General features: G+C 71.2%; 16 protein-coding genes. 5 read left to right on the top strand and 11 right to left on the bottom strand.

All coding sequences use genetic code 11. The features are described from left to right. Positions 1 to 47 precede the first annotated feature (47 nt). From ABZS51_RS15020 to ABZS51_RS15030, 3 genes are all read right to left on the bottom strand, one after another. Entirely contained in the window at positions 48 to 2606 is a 2559-nt protein-coding gene (locus tag ABZS51_RS15020; protein ID WP_355440435.1) for a M4 family metallopeptidase, read from the bottom strand. A gap of 239 nt (positions 2607 to 2845) precedes the next feature. Further along, positions 2846 to 3622, bottom strand: a complete 777-nt coding sequence (locus tag ABZS51_RS15025; protein WP_355440438.1) for a hypothetical protein — start codon at positions 3620 to 3622, stop codon at positions 2846 to 2848. A 106-nt stretch (positions 3623 to 3728) separates the two neighbouring features. Continuing rightward, positions 3729 to 4337: a TetR/AcrR family transcriptional regulator gene (locus ABZS51_RS15030; RefSeq protein WP_355440441.1), complete on the bottom strand. Its 609-nt coding sequence runs from the start codon at positions 4335 to 4337 to the stop codon at positions 3729 to 3731. Between the two features lie 142 nt (positions 4338 to 4479). On the opposite strand from ABZS51_RS15030, the gene ABZS51_RS15035 reads away from it, so the two are divergent. Both ABZS51_RS15035 and ABZS51_RS15040 read left to right on the top strand, forming a co-directional pair. Beyond that, positions 4480 to 5499 carry an aldo/keto reductase gene (locus tag ABZS51_RS15035; protein ID WP_355440444.1) on the top strand — a complete coding sequence of 340 codons (1020 nt, stop codon included), beginning with the start codon at positions 4480 to 4482 and terminating at the stop codon, positions 5497 to 5499. A 78-nt stretch (positions 5500 to 5577) separates the two neighbouring features. Beyond that, positions 5578 to 6474: an LLM class flavin-dependent oxidoreductase gene (locus ABZS51_RS15040; protein WP_355440447.1), complete on the top strand. Its 897-nt coding sequence runs from the start codon at positions 5578 to 5580 to the stop codon at positions 6472 to 6474. 74 nt (positions 6475 to 6548) lie between these two features. Here the strand turns inward: ABZS51_RS15040 and ABZS51_RS15045 are convergent, their stop codons facing one another. The 3 genes from ABZS51_RS15045 to ABZS51_RS15055 are packed head-to-tail and all read right to left on the bottom strand — an operon-like array spanning position 6549 to position 9462. Continuing rightward, positions 6549 to 7307: an ABC transporter permease gene (locus ABZS51_RS15045; RefSeq protein WP_355440450.1), complete on the bottom strand. Its 759-nt coding sequence runs from the start codon at positions 7305 to 7307 to the stop codon at positions 6549 to 6551. After that, positions 7304 to 8248: an ATP-binding cassette domain-containing protein gene (locus tag ABZS51_RS15050; protein WP_355440453.1), complete on the bottom strand. Its 945-nt coding sequence runs from the start codon at positions 8246 to 8248 to the stop codon at positions 7304 to 7306. The genes ABZS51_RS15045 and ABZS51_RS15050 overlap by 4 nt, the downstream gene beginning before the upstream one ends. 5 nt (positions 8249 to 8253) lie before the next feature. Then, the gene (locus ABZS51_RS15055) at positions 8254 to 9462 is read right to left on the bottom strand and encodes a cytochrome P450 (protein ID WP_355440456.1); all 1209 of its coding nucleotides are present in this window, start codon (positions 9460 to 9462) and stop codon (positions 8254 to 8256) included. Between the two features lie 161 nt (positions 9463 to 9623). Here ABZS51_RS15055 and ABZS51_RS15060 point away from each other — a divergent pair, with 161 nt between their 5' ends. Further along, a complete protein-coding gene (locus ABZS51_RS15060) occupies positions 9624 to 10292 on the top strand; it encodes a helix-turn-helix domain-containing protein (protein ID WP_355440459.1) in 669 nt (222 codons plus the stop codon). A gap of 78 nt (positions 10293 to 10370) precedes the next feature. On the opposite strand, the gene ABZS51_RS15065 is transcribed toward ABZS51_RS15060, so the two are convergent. Next, positions 10371 to 11018 carry a hypothetical protein gene (locus tag ABZS51_RS15065; protein ID WP_355440462.1) on the bottom strand — a complete coding sequence of 216 codons (648 nt, stop codon included), beginning with the start codon at positions 11016 to 11018 and terminating at the stop codon, positions 10371 to 10373. A gap of 196 nt (positions 11019 to 11214) precedes the next feature. Between ABZS51_RS15065 and ABZS51_RS15070 the strand changes: the two genes are divergently transcribed. After that, on the top strand, positions 11215 to 12078 hold the full coding sequence (locus ABZS51_RS15070; RefSeq protein WP_355440464.1) for an isocitrate lyase/phosphoenolpyruvate mutase family protein: 864 nt from the start codon (positions 11215 to 11217) through the stop codon (positions 12076 to 12078). 22 nt (positions 12079 to 12100) lie between these two features. Here the strand turns inward: ABZS51_RS15070 and ABZS51_RS15075 are convergent, their stop codons facing one another. Further along, positions 12101 to 12919: an alpha/beta fold hydrolase gene (locus tag ABZS51_RS15075; protein WP_355440467.1), complete on the bottom strand. Its 819-nt coding sequence runs from the start codon at positions 12917 to 12919 to the stop codon at positions 12101 to 12103. Positions 12920 to 12930: 11 nt separating this feature from the next. Continuing rightward, positions 12931 to 14124, bottom strand: coding sequence for an MFS transporter (locus tag ABZS51_RS15080; protein ID WP_355440470.1), 1194 nt, complete (start codon positions 14122 to 14124; stop codon positions 12931 to 12933). A gap of 81 nt (positions 14125 to 14205) precedes the next feature. Here ABZS51_RS15080 and ABZS51_RS15085 point away from each other — a divergent pair, with 81 nt between their 5' ends. Continuing rightward, a complete protein-coding gene (locus ABZS51_RS15085; protein WP_355440473.1) occupies positions 14206 to 15075 on the top strand; it encodes a LysR family transcriptional regulator in 870 nt (289 codons plus the stop codon). 30 nt (positions 15076 to 15105) lie between these two features. On the opposite strand, the gene ABZS51_RS15090 is transcribed toward ABZS51_RS15085, so the two are convergent. Together ABZS51_RS15090 and ABZS51_RS15095 are read right to left on the bottom strand one after the other, a co-directional pair. Beyond that, positions 15106 to 15501 (bottom strand): hypothetical protein, encoded by a 396-nt coding sequence (locus tag ABZS51_RS15090; protein ID WP_355440476.1) that lies wholly within the window; start codon positions 15499 to 15501, stop codon positions 15106 to 15108. Between the two features lie 53 nt (positions 15502 to 15554). After that, complete coding sequence (locus ABZS51_RS15095) at positions 15555 to 16691, bottom strand: serine hydrolase domain-containing protein (RefSeq protein ID WP_355440479.1); 1137 nt, start codon at positions 16689 to 16691, stop codon at positions 15555 to 15557. Positions 16692 to 16726 lie beyond the last annotated feature (35 nt).

Here is a 16726-nt window from a genome sequence, read left to right on the forward strand (position 1 = left end):
GAGGCCCCGGCCGGGATTCCTCCCTGCCGGGGCCTCGGGTGTGCGGGTCAGACGGTGATGCTCCAGGAGTCCAGGAAGCCCGTGTCACCCAGGTAGACGTCGCTGACCTCGAGCACCCAGGTGCCCGCGGCCTGCTGGGTCACCGGGACCGTGTACGTCCTGGTGCCGTAGGAGGTGCAGCTCGTGCCGCCGTACCTGTCGACGGCGTACCACTGGCCGCCGGGCCCGCGGAGCCAGATGTCGAGGTCCTCGGCGCAGGTGTGGCTGATGGTGACCGAGAGCCGTACCGGTGAGGTCGCGGTGCCCGTCGCCGTGGAGCTGATCGGGCTCTGCACGGTGGCGTAGTCGGAGATCTGGTAGTTGGTGCCGTTGGTGAACGTCCGGCCGCCCGAGGTGCTCTGGACGGTCAGCGCGTACGTCACCGTCCGGGACGCCGTCTCGCCGGTGCCCGTCACCGTCACGGTGTAGGAGCCGGCCGGGGTGGTCGGCGCCGTCGTGATCGTCAGGGTGGACGAGCCGCCCGACGTCACGGAGGCGGGGTTGAAGGCGGCGGAGGCGCCCGTGGGCAGCCCGGTCGCCGACAGGTTGACCGCCTGCGCGGTGCCGGCCGTCGTGGTGGTGCCGATGGTGGTGGTGGCCGCCGAGCCCGCCTGCACCGTGCCCGAGCCCGGGTTCGCCGAGATCGAGAAGTCGCGGGTCGGCGTGCCCACCTGGAGGGTGTAGACGGCGGTGTGCGTGGCCGAGCCCGTACCGGTCACGGTGATGCGGTAGCTGCCCTGCGCCGCCGACGAGCCGACGGACAGCGTGAGGGTGGAGGAGTTGCCGGAGGTCACCGACGACGGGTTGAAGCTCGCCGTGACACCGCTCGGCACGCCGGTGGCGGTCAGGTTGACCGTCTGCGCGCTGCCGGAGGTGGTCTGGGTGGCGACCGTGGTGGTCACCTGCTGGCCGGGCTGGGCGGTGCCCGACGACGAGCTGAGGGTCAGGGAGAAGTCGTTGCCCGGAGTGCTGCCGCAGGCCGCCTCGCCCGACTGCGCCGGCACGGCGATCGCGCTGAACGACGCCTTGGTGGTGTTGCACTCGACGCTGTTGGCGCCGAACAGCTCGACCGCGGCCGCGACGGCGGCGGAGCGGACGGTGGCGTACCGCCAGCTCGAGGTCTTGCGGTTCAGGGCGCCCATGAAGATCTTGCCGGCCTTCTCGATGCCGATGCCGGTCACCGAGGAGGGTCCGCCGGAGCAGATCGGGCTGGACGGCTTGCCGCCGCCGGGGTTGCTGCCCTCGGCCAGCAGGTAGAACCAGTGGTTCAGCGGGCCGGCCGCGGAGTGCACCTCGGTGCTGGGGATCGAGGTGGACCAGCAGTTGGGGTCGCCGAGCGCGCTGGGGTTGTACATGTTGCGGATCGGGCCGTCGCCGACGAGGTCGACCTCCTCGCCGACCAGGTAGTCGGGCGGGTCGTTCGGGTTGTTGGCGTAGTGCTCGGTGATCACGCCGAAGACGTCGCCGGTGCCCTCGTTGATGCCGCCGTTCTCGTTGCCCGATCCGGCGCCGCCGGGCGTGGTCTGGAAGATGGCGTGGCCGAACTCGTGCGCCACCACGTCGATGGGCGTGGCCTGGCGGGTGTTGGCCTGGTTGTGGCCGAAGTTGGTGTAGCTGCCGTTCCAGTAGGCGTTGACGTCGGCCAGGCCGACGCGGGTGGGGAAGCCGTTGCCGTTGCCGTCGATGCCGTTGCGGCCCAGCCAGTCGCGCAGCATGTCCCACTCGCGCTGGACGGCGTACAGGGCGTCGACGCAGGCGGTCTCCAGGTTGGTGCCCTGGCCGTTGCCCCAGGCGTCGTCGGTGCCGGTGTAGGCGGAGCCGTTCTGCCCGCCGCACTTGATGCCGGGCCTGGTGGTGTCGGTCATGGAGTACGAGCTGCCGGAGCCGCTCGTGCCGATGGTGACCTGCCCGTAGTAGTAGCCGTTGCCGCTGCCCTCGCGGACCTGGTCGTAGGAGTCGGCGATCTCGCCCGTGCGGGCGTCCACGAAGACGTGCTGGATGCTCGGCCGGCCGTCCTTCAGGCCGCTGACGACCGTCTCCCAGGTCAGCCGCAGCTTGTCGCCCCAGGTGAGGACCACCAGGCGGGGGGCGGCGCTGTCGTCGACGCGTGAGAGGCGCGTCTTGGCCACCTCGGTGGCGCGCGCGGCGTCGATCTCGGGGGTGATCGGCACGTCGCCGCGGCTCGGCCCGGACTCGGCCACGGTGTCGCGGACGCGTCCGGCGGAGTCGGTCACGACGACGGCGTCGCCGCCGACCATCGGCAGGCCCTTGTACGTGCGCTCGTAGGAGACGAAGAACATGTCTCCCGCGCCGCGGACGACCTTCAGGCGACGGTACGCCTCGTCGGGTCCCTTGACGAGGTTGTCCATGCCGCTGGAGACCGCCTGGTCGGCGACCGCCGCGGCGCGCGACTCGGGGTCCGCCGCGGCGGTGCGTGCCTGCGTCCCGGAACTCTGCCGGGCGGGGGTCGCCCCGGGCGGGGCGGCGTACGCGGGTAAGGCGGACAACACCATGGCCGCGGCCGTGGCGAGTCCCACGGTCGCGGCAGCCAGGCCCTTGCGTTTCACGCTGCGCTCCTTTCGGCTGTTCCCGGCCGGCCGCCCGGGTGGGCGCGCGCCGGCCCGTGCCGAAGGGTCGCCTCGGAGTACGGGCCTGGCCGGGAATCGGGGGGTGGATCAAGGGGTGCGAAGGGTCACTGCCGCCAGACGGTAGGCGCTGCCCTCAGACCTGCAAATCCGTACGCATATCGGTATGCATACCGATAATTCGCCCCGCTCGATGCCCGACCGGCTCGCCGCCCGCGAGCTCACCCCCTGATCGTCCGGGTGACCTTGCCGGTGGCGTCGAGGAACTGGATGCGCGGGGAGCCGTCGTGCCCGACCCGCAGCACCAGGCGGGGCGTGCCCTTGGCGTCGGCGAGCGTCACGACCGACGCCCGGTCGGGGCTCTTGCCGGCGAACATCCGCTGCGGCCCGGCGTACTTCTCCCGGAACTCCGCCTGGGCCCGGTCCCGCTCGGGGCCGGGCGGCATCGCCTCGATCCTGCGCATCTCGGCCAGGAGCTGGTCGAGCGGCGTGTCCACCCGATCGTGCACCGCCAGCCCCACGCCGCGCGCGCCGTCCTGCTCCGTGTAGCGCAGCACGAGCGTCTGGTCCTGCTTGTACTGGTCGAACGCGAGCTGCCCGGACGCCCACGGCCTGCCCTCGTCCACCCCGCTGTCGGTGCCCATGCCGCCGGACTCGTCCCCTTCGGCGTTGTAGAGGGTCAGGCCGGGCCGCCGGCCGGCGTTGCCGAGATCCACCCCGTTGACGACCGCGCCGGGCGACCTGACCTTGTTGCTGAGGACCAGGCGTGGCTTGCCGTCGGGCTCGACCACGTTGATCCGCTGCACCTCGATCTCCTCGAACCTGGCCTTGCCGCCCGGCCCGCTCCCCGCGTCCGCGGCGACCGCGTCCTTCCCCCCGGCCAGCAGCGCGCCGACGGCCACCGCCGCGGTCACCGCGCTCACCAGGAGCACCCGCATGCGGTGCAGCTGCGCCTTCACCTGCCGGATGTCCGTCTCGATCTGTGCATGCTCCGTCATGCCCCTACGGTCCTCCGCACGGGGCGGGGGCGCGATGGTGCCTCCTGGTGACTCGCGCGTGGGGTTGTCCCGAGGGAGCCGTTCCGCGTTCCGACGCGTGCGACGGCTAGTGCGGCAGGCGCAGCCCCGCGATGAGCAGCTCGACCAGCCGGCGCGCGTCGTAGTGGGGATTGTTCTCGCTGCCGATGCAGAGGTTGCCGACGCCGCGCATGAGTTCGAGGGCGGACAGATCGGAGCGGATCTCCCCGGCGGCTGCCGCGGCTTCGAGCAGCCGGCCGCACACCGGCACGAGCCGGTCGAGGAAGTAGGCATGCAGCGCGTCGAAGCCGGCCTCGTCGGACTGCAGCACGGCGGCGAGGCCGTGCTTGGTGACCAGGAAGTCGACGAACCGGTCGATCCATCGCCCCAGTGCGGCGTGCGGGGTCGCGCTGCTCGCCAGCAGCGCCGGGCCGGCCTCGGCGAGGGCCTCGATCTGGTGCCGGTAGACGGCGATGATGAGATCCGCCCGCGTCGGGAAATGGCGGTAGATCGTGGCCGTCCCGACTCCGGCCTTGGCCGCGATGTCGCGCAGCGGCGCTTCGACGCCCGAGGTCACGAAGATCGCCGCGGCGGCGTCGAGCAGGGTCTTCTCGTTGCGCCGGGCGTCGGCCCGCTTACGGGGGGCCGCATGCGCTCCGTCTTCCTGGCCGTCTCTCGCCGCTTGGCTTTCGCTCACCGCGCCGTTCCCCTCCGCTGCCGCAATTGCTAAACGGGACATCGTCCCGTATCGTCAAGCGGGACAAGGTTCCGTTTGCTCCATCATGCCAGAGCCGGGGGCCGACGACCAAGCCATGCCTTCCCACGGAGGAAACACAGTCATGCAGTACCGCACCTTGGGCCGCACCGGTGTGCAGGTCAGCTCGCTCGTACTCGGCGCGATGAACTTCGGCGCGATCGGGCGCACCACCCAGGACGAGGCCACCGCCATCGTCGACGCCGCCCTCGACGCCGGGATCAACCTCATCGACACCGCCGACTGGTACAGCGGCGGCGAGTCGGAGGAGATGGTCGGCAAGGCCATCGCCGGCCGCCGCGACGACATCGTGCTGGCCACGAAGGCGAACATGCCGATGGGGGAGGAGCGCAACCATCGGGGCAGTTCGCGCCGCTGGCTGGTCACCGAGCTGGACAACAGCCTGCGCCGCCTCGGCGTCGACCACGTCGATCTCTACCAGATCCACCGCTGGGACCCGAGCACCAGCGACGAGGAGACGCTGTCGGCTCTGACCGACCTGCAGCGCGCGGGCAAGATCCGCTACTTCGGCTCCTCGACCTTCCCGGCCTACCGCCTCGTGCAGGCCCAGTGGGCCGCCCGCGAGCATCACCTGAGCCGTTACGTCACCGAACAGCCCAGCTACTCGATCCTGCAGCGCGGGATCGAGACTCACGTGCTGCCCGTGACCGAGGAGTACGGTCTCGGCGTGCTGGCGTGGAGCCCGCTGGCCTCGGGCTGGCTGTCGGGGGCGGTCCGCGAGGGCCGGGACATCACCACCAACCGGTCGGCGGCGTTGCCGGAGCGCTTCGACATCTCCCTTCCCTCCAACCGCGCCCGGCTCGACGCGGTCGAGCGACTGGCCGTAGTCGCCGACGAGGCCGGTCTGACGATGATCCAGCTCGCGCTCGGATTCGTGACCGCGCATCCCGCCGTGACCAGCGCGATCATCGGTCCTCGCACGCTGGACCACCTGCACTCGCAGCTCGCCGCCGCGGACACGGTGCTCTCCGCCGACGTGCTCGACGCCATCGACGCGATCGTCGCACCCGGCACCGACCTCGCCCCGCACGAGAAGTTCGACACCCCGCCCGCCTTGCTCGACCCGCGTCTGCGGCGCCGCTGACCGTCTCGTCCCCGGCAACCGGAAGAACCTCGGTGGCGTCCCAGCCGGCGCCGCCCGTCCCGAAAGGACCACGGTCCCATGCCGCACACCTCCCGGCCCCGCTTCGGGATCATGACCGCCCCGCAGCAGGTCGACTACCACGACGTCCTGCGGGTCTGGCGCCAGGCGGACGCGATCCCGGAGATCGAGCACGCGTGGCTGTTCGACCACCTCATGCCGATCGGCGGCGATCCGAGCGGGCCGGCCTACGAGGGCTGGACGCTGCTCTCGGCCCTGGCCGCGCAGACCCGGCGGCTGCGGCTCGGCCTGCTCGTGACCAGCAACCGGTTCCGTCCCCCCGCGATGCTTGCCAAGATCGCCACGACCGTCGACATCGTCTCCGGCGGGCGGCTCGACTTCGGCATCGGCGTCGGCTCACGCCCCGGCCACCCCCTGGCCAGACGTGAGTACGACGCGCACGGCCTGCCCTTCCACGACGCCGCCCACGCCGTGGGAAGCCTCGCCGAAGCGTGCACGGTGATCCGGCGGCTGTGGACCGAGGCCGAACCGTTCGACTTCCACGGCACCTACCACCACCTCACCGGAGCGTTCGGCAACCCCAAACCCGTCCAGCGGCCCCATCCGCCGATCGTCATCGGCGGACGTTCGGCCCCGACGCTGCGCGTGGTCGCCGAGCACGCCGACGTGTGGAACATCCCCGGCGGCGACATCGACGACGTCGTGCGCCGCAGCGCGCTGCTGGACCGCTACTGCGCCGAGATCGGACGCGACCCCGCCTCGATCACCCGCTCGATCCACCTGCCCGTCTCCTACGAGCAGCCCGGCATCACCCGGGACGCGATCGGCGAAGCGATCGACGCCGGCTTCCGGCACATCGTCCTCGGACTGCCGGCGCCGTACCCCGCCGACGTCGCGCGGTGGGTCGCCGACGAGCTCATCACCACCCCGAGCCACCTGGAGACGGCGTGTCGGTAAGAGCGGTGATCAGACCAGCGGCGCGAGAGCCAGCAGGCCAGGTGCTGGACGAATGCGTTCGCACACATCTGCCCTCACCTGTTGTAGAGCCTGCGTGCCCATAGACAACTGACCAGGGCGATACCCGCGCTCCACACAGCCGCCTCCAGGAAGCTGGATCCGGCCGGACGCCCGGCCAGCAGCGCGCGCAGCGTCTCGATGGCGGGGGTGGCCGGCTGGTGCTCGGCGAACCAGCGCAGACCGGCCGGCATCGACTCGGTCGGGACGAAGCCGCTGCCGAGGAACGGCAGCAGCATCAGCGGCATCGGCAGGTTGCTGGCCGTGGCCACGTTCTTGGTGACCATGGCGAGCGCGACCGACAGCCAGGTGATCGCGAAGGTGAACATGGCGAGCATGCCGACCACGCCGAGCCAGTCCAGCACCGAGGCGGACGGGCGGAATCCGATCAGCAGCGCCACCACGGTCACCATGGCGATCGCGAGGAACGTCTGCACCATCGCCCCGAGCACGTGCCCGGTGAGCACCGAGACGCGGGCGATGGCCATGGTCTTGAACCTGGCGATGATGCCCCCGGTCATGTCGGTCGCCACCGAGATCGCGGTCCCCTGCGCGGCCCCGACGATCGTCGTGATCATGATGCCGGGAATGAGGTAACCGACGTAGGCGGTGCGGTCGCCGCCGATGCCCGCGCCCATGGTGCCGCCGAGGACGTAGACGAACAGCAGCAGGAACACCACGGGCACGGCCGCGAACGTGAGGATCAGCGTGGGGTGGCGCCAGATGTGTTTGACCTGGCGGCGCAGCATCGTCGCCGAGTCGGTGATCGCTCTCATCGGGAGGGCTCCTTGGCAGAGGGCTCCTGGGTCAGGGTGAGGAAGACGTCGTCCAGGTCGGGGGTGTGCACCGACATCTCGGCGACGTCGATGGCATGCGTGTCCAGCCATTCCAGGAGCTTCCTCAGCGTCCTGACTCCGCCGGAGTCGGGGATCTGGACGGTGAGTGCCGCGTCGTCGCCGGCGGTGGCGCCGACGTGGCCGGCCGCCCTGCGGTACCCGTCGGGGTCGGCGAAGCGTACGAGGATGTGGCCGCCGGGGACCATTCGCTTGAGTTCTTCAGGGGTGCCCTCGGCCACCAGCCGGCCCTGGCTGAGCAGGGCGATGCTGTCGGCGAGTTCGTCGGCCTCCTCCAGGTACTGGGTGGTCAGGAAGATGGTCACGCCGTCCTGCTGGACGAGGTCCCTGACGATCTGCCACATGGTGCGGCGGCTGCGCGGGTCCAGGCCCGTGGTCGGTTCGTCGAGGAAGATGAGCCTCGGCGTGCCGACCATGGTCATGGCGAGGTCGAGCCGGCGGCGCATGCCGCCCGAGTAGGTGGCCGCGGGCTTGCGCGCGGCGTCGGTGAGGTCGAAGCGCTCCAGCAGCTCGCGGGCGCGCGTGCGGCCCTTGGCTCGGCCGAGGTGGAGCAGGTCGGCCATGAGTCGCAGGTTCTCCTCGCCGGTGAGGAAGCTGTCGACCGCGGAGAACTGGCCGGTGACGCCGATCGCGGCACGCACCTCGTCGGGTTCCTCGGCCAGGTCGTGCCCGGCCACCCGGATCTCGCCCGCGTCGGCCTTGATCAGCGTGGACAGGATCTGCACCGTGGTGGTCTTGCCCGCGCCGTTGGGGCCGAGGAGCGAGAAGACGGTGCCCTGCGGGATGGTGAGGTCGATGCCGTCCAGGACGCGGTGGGCGCCGTAGGACTTACGCAGCCCCGTCACCGAGACGAAGGTTCGCATCGCGTTCACCCCCGATCCCAGGTGACGGGCAGGTTGTGGACGCCGTACACCTGCGAGGGGTCGGTGCGCAGCGACAGGTCCTCAGCCGGTACGGCGAGCCGCAGCGTCGGGAAGCGGGTGAGCAGCGCGGGAAACGCGACACGCATCTCGATGCGGGCAAGCTGCTGACCGAGGCACTGATGGACGCCGTGGCCGAAGGCCAGATGCCCGGCGGCCGAGCGGCGCAGATCGAGCACGTCGGGGTCGGAGAACCTGGCCGGGTCCCTGTTGGCGGCGTTGATCGCGATGATGACCGTGTCGCCCGCCGTGAGCTGCCTGCCGCCGAGCTCCACGTCCTCCAGCACGCCGCGCATACCGGTGGCGGCGACGGACAGGTAACGCAGCAGCTCCTCCACGGCGCCGACGGCCAGGTCGGGGTCGCCGCGCAGGGCGGTGAGCTGGGCCGGGTCGCGCAGCAGGGCGAAGGTGCCGAGCGCGAGCATGTTGGCGGTGGTGTCGAGCCCGGCGCCGAGCAGGAACGCGGCCACGCCGCCGAGCTCCTCGTCGCTCAGGTCGCCGCCGGTGGCCAGGTCGCTGAGCAGGTCGTCGGTCGGCTTGGCCCGCTTCGCGATCGCGAGCTCCCGCAGGTAGGTGCCGAGCTCGGCGAAGGCTGCGTACTGCGCCTCAGCGGTCCCGGCATCCGACAGGGCCCGGGTGGAGCTCTGGAACCGGTCGCGGTCCCCGTACGGCACGCCGAGCAGCTCACAGATCATCAGCGCTGGAACCGGCTGCGCGAAGACCTCGACGAGGTCGGCGGGCGGCCCCTGCCGCTCCATCGCGTCGAGCCGCTCACGGGTGATCTCGGTGACCCGCTCGGTGAGCAGGTTCATCCTGCGGACGGTGAACTTGCCCGCCAGCAGCTTGCGGAAGCGGGTGTGCCGGGGTGCGTCCATGCCGGTCAGGTCGCCGACGGGGGCGGGCGGCAGGTGCCCGCCCGCCAGGGGGTGGTAGTGGGTTTCGTAGCGGGAGCTGAACCGCGGGTCGGCGAGGATCTGGCGGACCAGGTCGTACCCGGTGATCATCCAGACGCCGGGGGCGCCCTCGGGCGCGGCCAGGCGGGCGATCGGCTGCTCCGCGCGCAGGGCGGTGAGCGAAGGGGCGGGATCGAAGGGACAGGCGGGTGAGCGGTCGAGGGACGGAGCGACCGGCTGGTCGCGATAATACGTGTTCGACATGATGGAAAGCTACGTTGCGTTCAGAAAATATGTCAATCAATCGATGCACATAAGTGCAGGTAGAACGTGTTAAATTGATACGTTGACGGTGGAGCTGAACGCAATGAAACATTGCATTGTGTCGCGTTGAACGCAATAGTGGTGTCATGCCAGAAGGAAGGTTGACCCAGCAGGACCGCCGGCGCATCGCGACCGGCCTCGCCGAAGGCCGCTCCTACGCCGAGATCGCCAGGCGGCTGGACCGGCCGACCTCGACGATCAGCCGTGAGGTCGGCCGCAACGGCGGTCCCGGCGACTACCGCCCCGAGCGGGCGCACCAGGCGACAGCGCGGCGGGCGCGGCGCGGCGCCCCGGCACGTTCACCCGAGGCCGAACCCCAGGACCGCAAGGTCTTCGAGGTGGAAGAGGGAGCCGTCGAGATGGCGATCGGGATGGGCCTGCCGAAGATGATGGCGCGCGTGCTCATCGGCCTGTGGCTGAGCGAGGACGGCAGGCTCACCGCGGCCGAGCTGTCGCGCGGGCTGAGAGTCAGTCCCGCCTCGATCTCCACGGCAGTGGGTTACCTGACCCAGCAGGGGCTGATCAGGCGCGAGCGTGATCCGCGGCGGCGGCGCGACATCTACGTGGTCGACGACGACGCCTGGTACCACTCGACGGTGATCAGCTCGCGGCAGACGCTCGCGGCGGCGCAGATCGCGAAGGAGGCGGGGCAGACGCTCGGGCTCGACACGCCCGTGGGACGCCGCCTGGCCAGGGGTGGTGCGTTCCTGGAGCGGATCAGCCTGGACGTTCTGACGTCGGCCGAACGCTGGCGCGACCTCCCGCCGTGATCAGATTCAGGTGAATCTGTGTCCAGGGTCAAGCTTGAGATGACCAGGGCTGGAAGACTGGCGGCATCAGGGGTCTCGTCAGCCGTGCAGGCCCCAGGTGTCCAAGCCTGAGTAGATGAAGGCCGTTCGGCATTGCGGTGCGGTCATGCACTCTGCCTCTCCTGTGTAGATGGCCACGAGTGAGTCGGCGCCGCGCCACCAGGTGTCCGCCAGCCCAGCGACCTCGGGGACACCCTCCAAGGCATCCAGTTGGAGGGTATCGACGTCCTGGCCCGTGAGCTTGGTGATCGTCTTCGCCCAGGAGGACGCATGATGCGCCAACGCCACAGACTCCACCCACCCTTCGATAGTCGAGTGCAGAGGCGTCCATCGGTCGCCGTAGACGCCGAACTCGCTATGAGGTCCGATCATGAAGGTGTAGGGAACGGCGGTACGCTCCGCTCCTGCTTCGAACCACCATCCTTCGTCCGGCGACCCTTCAGGAGTGTCAGGGTTCAAGATTTTCGGGCCGCCGTCATAGTGCGGAGCGGGGGGAAGCACGAGCCCGCCCCAGCGCCTTGAGTAGGCGGCCGCTCGGTCGATCTCCGTAGCCGGAATGCCCAGTCCGAGCCAACACTTCCGGTACTGGTCAACGTCGAGAGGGGCAGCCCGCAAGGCGTGCGCGCTCACGAAGTGTCGAGCTCGACGCGTAAGTTCCTCGGGAGGGTCGACCAGATGGAGACTCACGCGAGGACGTTATCTCATCGGCTGGATCTTCAGGGCGTCCCTACCTTCGCAGTGCTCCCCGCGGCGCGCTCCGCCCTGGCGCGAACGCCTGAGCCGCTGGGGCGGATCGAGGGTGACTGAGGCGTCGCCCCCGGCGAACCGCATATGTCCGAAAATGGCCAGCGTGCGGGAGCGGAAGGTCCGTACGGTCGGTCCCATGACTGAACGTGACACCCCCGGAGAGCCGTTCGACCGCGACCGGCAGGCACGGCTGGCGGCGGAGTTCGCCGCCCTGCACCGGCGCGGCGACCCGCTGCTGCTGCCCAACGCCTGGGACGTCGCCTCGGCGGCCGTGATCGCCCGGGCCGGGGCCAGGGCCATCGCCACGACCAGCGCGGGGGTGGCCTGGTCACTGGGTGTTCCGGACGCCGCCGACCTGGGTGCCGGCCGCGTGGCGGGGGTCGTGCGGGGCATCGCCGGCGCCGTCTCCGTTCCCGTCTCGGCCGACGTGGAGGCCGGGTACGGGCCCGCGCCCGACGACGTGGCCGCGACCGTGGCCGCGGTCGTGCGGGCCGGGGCGGTGGGCGTGAACCTGGAGGACCGCTCCGGCCGTGCGGACACGCCCCTGTACGAGCCGGAGGAGCAGGCCGGGCGGCTGGCCGCGGCCCGCGCCGCCGCCGACCGCCTGGGCGTACCCGTGTGGATCAACGCCCGCACCGACGTCTTCCTGACCGGCGCGCCGGTCCGCGAGGGGGTACGGGAGTCCCTGCGACGCGCGGCCGTCTACGCCGAGGCGGGCGCGGACAGCGTGTTCGTGCCGGGGCTGACGAACCCGGAGGCGATCGCCGAGCTGGCCGCCGGGCCGCTGCCGGTGGCGGTCATGGTGTGGGCCGGAGCTCCGCCGGTGGCCGAGCTGGCCGCGGCCGGAGCCGTGCGGGTCAGCCTGGGCGCCGCCATCGCCCAGGCCGCCTACGCGCTGGCCGCCCGCGCCGCCGGGGAGCTGCTGACGGCCGGCACGTACGACGGCACCGCCTCGGGCGGCGAGGCCGACGGCCTGAACGAGCTGCTGGCCCGCCCCTGACCGGAGCCCGCTGGGCGGGGCGTCAGGCGTGCATGCGGCCCGCCAGGAAGTCCAGCACGACCGGTGTGGCGTAGTCCTGGAACTCCTCGAAGTAGGCGTGCCGGGCGCCGGCCATGAGGATCATCCGCGCGCCCGGGATGCGCCCGGCCAGCAGCGGCGCGTTGTCGGCCGGGGTGAGCAGGTCGTCGGTGCCGTGCAGCACCAGCGTGGGAGCGGTGATGCCGGGCAGGACGTCCCACGCGTCGTGGCCGTTGCTGGCGGCCAGGTGCCGCCGGCGGGCATGCGGGGGCATGCCGGGGTCGCCGGTGGTGTGGTACGGGCCGGGATGGGTCTCCAGCCAGCGTGGCGTGTACATGAGCTCGGCCAGGGCCCGGCCGGCCGCTGCCCGGTCCGGCTGGGCGAGCGCCCGGCGTACCGTGTTGTCGCGTTCGACTCCGTGCTCGCCGCCCGGCGAGGTGCAGCCGAGCACGAGCGAGGCGACCCGCCCGGGGTGGTCGGCGGCCAGCCACTGGGCGACCCGCCCGCCCATGGACGTCCCGTAGACGTGGGCCCGCTCGACGCCGAGGTCGTCGAGCACGGCGACCACGTCGGCGGCGAGCGCGCGGGTGCTGTAGGGCTCGTCGGGCTTGCCGCTGGCGCCGGTCCCCCGGTAGTCGAGCGTGATCGTGCGATGGGACTGCTCGAAGCCGGCGCGGACGCCGTCCCACCAGTGGTGGCTGTTGGCCTGACCGGACAGCAGGACCAGGGGCTCGCCCCGGCCGCCGACCTGGTAGGCCAGGCCGACGCCGTCGGGACCGGTGGCGATGCCGGTGGTGCGGGCGAGTGGGGACGTCGTGCTCATGAGCGGGGACCTCACGGGGTGTCGAAGCGGCGGGCCAGGACGACGAGCAGCCCGGCCGCGGCGGTCAGGACGATGGCGCCGGTGATCACGCTGGACCAGCCGGCGGTCTGCCACTGGTAGGCGGCCAGCGCGCCGAACACCGAGCTGCCGGCGTAGTAGGCGAGCAGGTACAGCCCGGCGGCCTGCCCGACGCCGACGCCGACCCGCTGGGCCCGGTCGGAGACCCAGCCGCTGACCAGCGAGTGCGTGCCCAGGAAGGCGAACGTCAGGACGCCCAGCCCGGCGACGATGGCAGGCAGCGCGCTCATGCGGGTCAGCAGCACACCGGCCCCCAGCAGGGCGACGCCGTGCAGGGCGGCCGGGCCGCGTCCGCGCCGCAACGCGAACCGGCCGGCCGCCAGCGGAGCCGGTATCCCCACAGGGTAGGCGAGGAAGGCCAGCGCGGCGGCGCCTCCCAGCAGGTACGGCGCCGCCTCCAGGCGGAAGGCCAGCGCGTTGCACAGGCCGACGAACGCGCCCATGGTCGCCGCGCCCACCAGGCACAGCACGACCAGGGTCGGGTCCTTGAGGGTGCGGCCGGTGTTGGCCAGCAGGCCGCTCAGCCGGGGGCTGGAGCGGTGGAAGTGGCGCGAGGGCGGCACCAGCGCCCACAGGCCGGCCCCGCACACGAGCGTGATGACGCCGACGGCGGCGCCGGCTCCCCGCCAGCCTCCCAGCTCGAACAGCGGCCCGGGCAGCAGGCGGCCGGCCGCCCCGCCGAGGGCGGTGCCCATGATGTAGGTGGCGTTGGCACGCACGTGGGAGCCTGACGGCGTCTCCTCGCGCAGGTAGGCCAGCGCCACGGCGGGCAGCCCGGCCAGGGCGACGCCCTGCAGGCCGCGCAGCACGAGCAGGCTGTGCCAGGTGGGCGCGAACGTCGTGGCCACACCCAGCACGCCGGAGCCCGCCAGCGACAGCCGCATGATCCCCACCCGGCCGACCATGTCGGAGATCGGGCCGACGAACAGCAGCGCGACCGCCATCGTGATCGTGGCCAGGGACAGCACCGCCGTGGACTGGGAGGCGCTCACGCCGAAGTGGCGCGCGACGCCGGGCAGCAACGGCTGGACGTAGTACAGGGCCAGGAAGTTCGCCAGACCGCCGCACATCAGCCCGTACCTGATCCGCCGGTGGACGCGCTCCTCCGCCCCGAGTGAGGAGGACACGACTTCGAGCGTGCCTCGGGAGGCGTGATGCGCAAAATGCAGCGTTTGACGTAGCTGATGCTGAACGCGCATCATCGCAGGATGGACGTGCAGACGCTGCGCTGGTTCCTGTCGTTGTGTGACACAGAGAACATGCGCGACACCGCGGCCCTGGAGGGCGTCAACCAGTCGACGCTGTCGCGGGCCCTGGCCCGGCTGGAGGCGGACCTGGGGGTGGAGCTGTTCCACCGGCGCGGGCGGCGGCTGGCCGTCAACCGCTTCGGCGCGCTGCTGCGCGAGCACGCCGCCCGCGCGGTGGCCGAGCTGGACGACGCCCGCCGCCGGGTGGACGCCCTGGCCCACCCCGACACGGGGCTGATCCGCCTGGGGTTCCTGCACTCGGTGGGGCGATGGCTGGTGCCGGAGGTGCTGCGCGACTACCGCGCCGTCACGCCGGACATCCGCTTCGAGTTGCGCCAGGGCTTCGCCCGCGAGCTGCTGGCCTGGCTGCACGCCGGCGACATCGACGCCGCGCTGGTCACCCCGCCGCCGCCCGGGAGCGGGGCGCGCTGGCACCGGCTGCGCGAGCAGCGCCTGTGCATCGCGCTGCCCGCCGACCACCCGTCGGCCGCCGTCCCGGCCATCACCCTGGGCGACGTACGGGCCGAGCCGTTCATCGCCTTCGCCCCGACCACGGACCTACGCCGGGTCATCGACGGGCTGTGCCGGGAGGCGGGGTTCGAGCCGGTCATCGCGTTCGAGAGCGAGGAGATCGCCACGGTACGCGGCCTGATCGCCGCCGGGCTGGGGGTGGGCATCCTGCCGCTGCCGGCCACGCCCGAGGTGGACGACCCGGTCTACCGGCCACTGGTGCCGGCGCAGCACCGCCCCATCGGCCTGGTGTGGAACCCGCCGCCACACCCGACGGCCGCCGTCGCCCGCTTCGTGGAGCACCTGACGCGGGCGACGTGATGGCGGCTCGGCAAGGGTGGGGAGGCGGTGTCAGATCCGGGTCATGGTGGAGGGGTATCCGCCGCCGCCGGGGTAGACCCATGCGCCGTCGACCGTGGCGCCGTCGGCGCTGAAGACGCCCTCGTAGTAGGCCGGGCTGCCCTTCGCGCCACCCCAGATGGTCAGTTTGTCGCCGCTCAGCTCGTAGACGTAGTCGAGGGTGTTGCCGGTGGAGTCATAGAAGCGCGACACCACGTCGGCGCCCACCGGCTCGCCGAACGGGCGCAGGTTCCCGATCACCTCCAGGCCGGTGACCGGCTGGGCCGAACTGGGTGAGCTCGACGTGCTGGAGCAGGAAGAACCGGCCGAACATCCGCGCTCTCCCAGCAGCAACCGAGGGTCGATCAAGGACCACTCCTCGTCGGGGAGCAGGATTCCCGACCACATCGCAGGCGATCCCTTTGATCACAACTTCGTACAGGCTCTGATGAGAGGTGGTGCTAGCCCGTTATCAGGGTTCTGGCCTTCCTGAGTGGCTCGAAGAGGGCGAGGTCCTGGTTGGTGAGGATGACGATGGTGTAGTCCTGGGCGGGAAACATGTCCAGCTCGCTCCAGTAGCCGGGGATGCCGCCGTTGTGGCCGACCACGCGCACGCCGTTGCGCAGCTCGTCGCTGAAGCCGTAGGCGTACTTGCTGTCCTTGTTCAGGCCTTGCACCTTGCCCTCCATGACGGTCCGGGTGAGCTTGGCGTTGAGCAGCCGGTGTCCCTGCAGGGCCTGGGCGAAGTTGAGCATGTCGCCCGTGGTGGAGATGGCGCCACCGGCGGGCGACGCCCCGTCGGGCTGGTCGCCGAGGTCACGTAGCTCGCCCTGCGGTGTGGTGCCGTCCATCGTCGGCATGCCGACCCACCGGCCGCTCGCGTCGAACAGTGCGTAGGGATGAGCCATGCGCCTGACCTTGGCGGGCGTCCAGGGGCCGAGGAAGGTGTCGTGCATCCGCGCGGGCGTCAGGATGTGCTTGCGGACGTGGTCGGCGTAGTCCTTCTTGCTCACCTGCTCGATGATCGCGCCCAGGACGATGTAGCCGGCGTTGCTGTACTGCATCTTCGTGCCGGGCTCGGACGTCAGCGGCTGTTTGACGATCTCTTTCATCAGGACATCGACATCGGTCTGCGCATGGTCGTTTCCCGGAATCTCGCCCAGGCCCGAGGTGTGGGTGAGGAGGTGATGAACGGTCACCGAGTCGGCGATCTCGTCCGGGAACCCCTTGACGTACGTGCCGATCGTGTCCTGGAAGGAGACCTTGCCTCTCTGGACGAGCTGGGCGACGGCGACGCCGGTGATCATTTTTCCCATGGAGCCGATGCAGAACCGCGTCTGCGGCGTGTTGACCTCGTTTCCGGTCTTGTCGGCCATGCCGTAGGCGTTGTTCAGTACCGGCCGGCCGTTCTTGGCGATCAGGACCGCTCCTGAGAACTTCCCGGCAGCGGCCAGGTCCTTCAGATAGGCATGGAAGGCACGCCAATCCTCTCGTGAGGGAGCGGCGGCCGCGGCCGCCGCCTGCGCGACCGGCCCTCCGGTGGCGGCAAGCGCCATCAGCAGCGCGCCGCTGGCAAAGGTCCTACGGCTGACATCCATGGAGATGTTCCTTTCAGAGTGGATGGACAGGGGGA

Source organism: Nonomuraea sp. NPDC005501, from assembly GCF_040605905.1.
Classification (GTDB): domain Bacteria; phylum Actinomycetota; class Actinomycetes; order Streptosporangiales; family Streptosporangiaceae; genus Nonomuraea.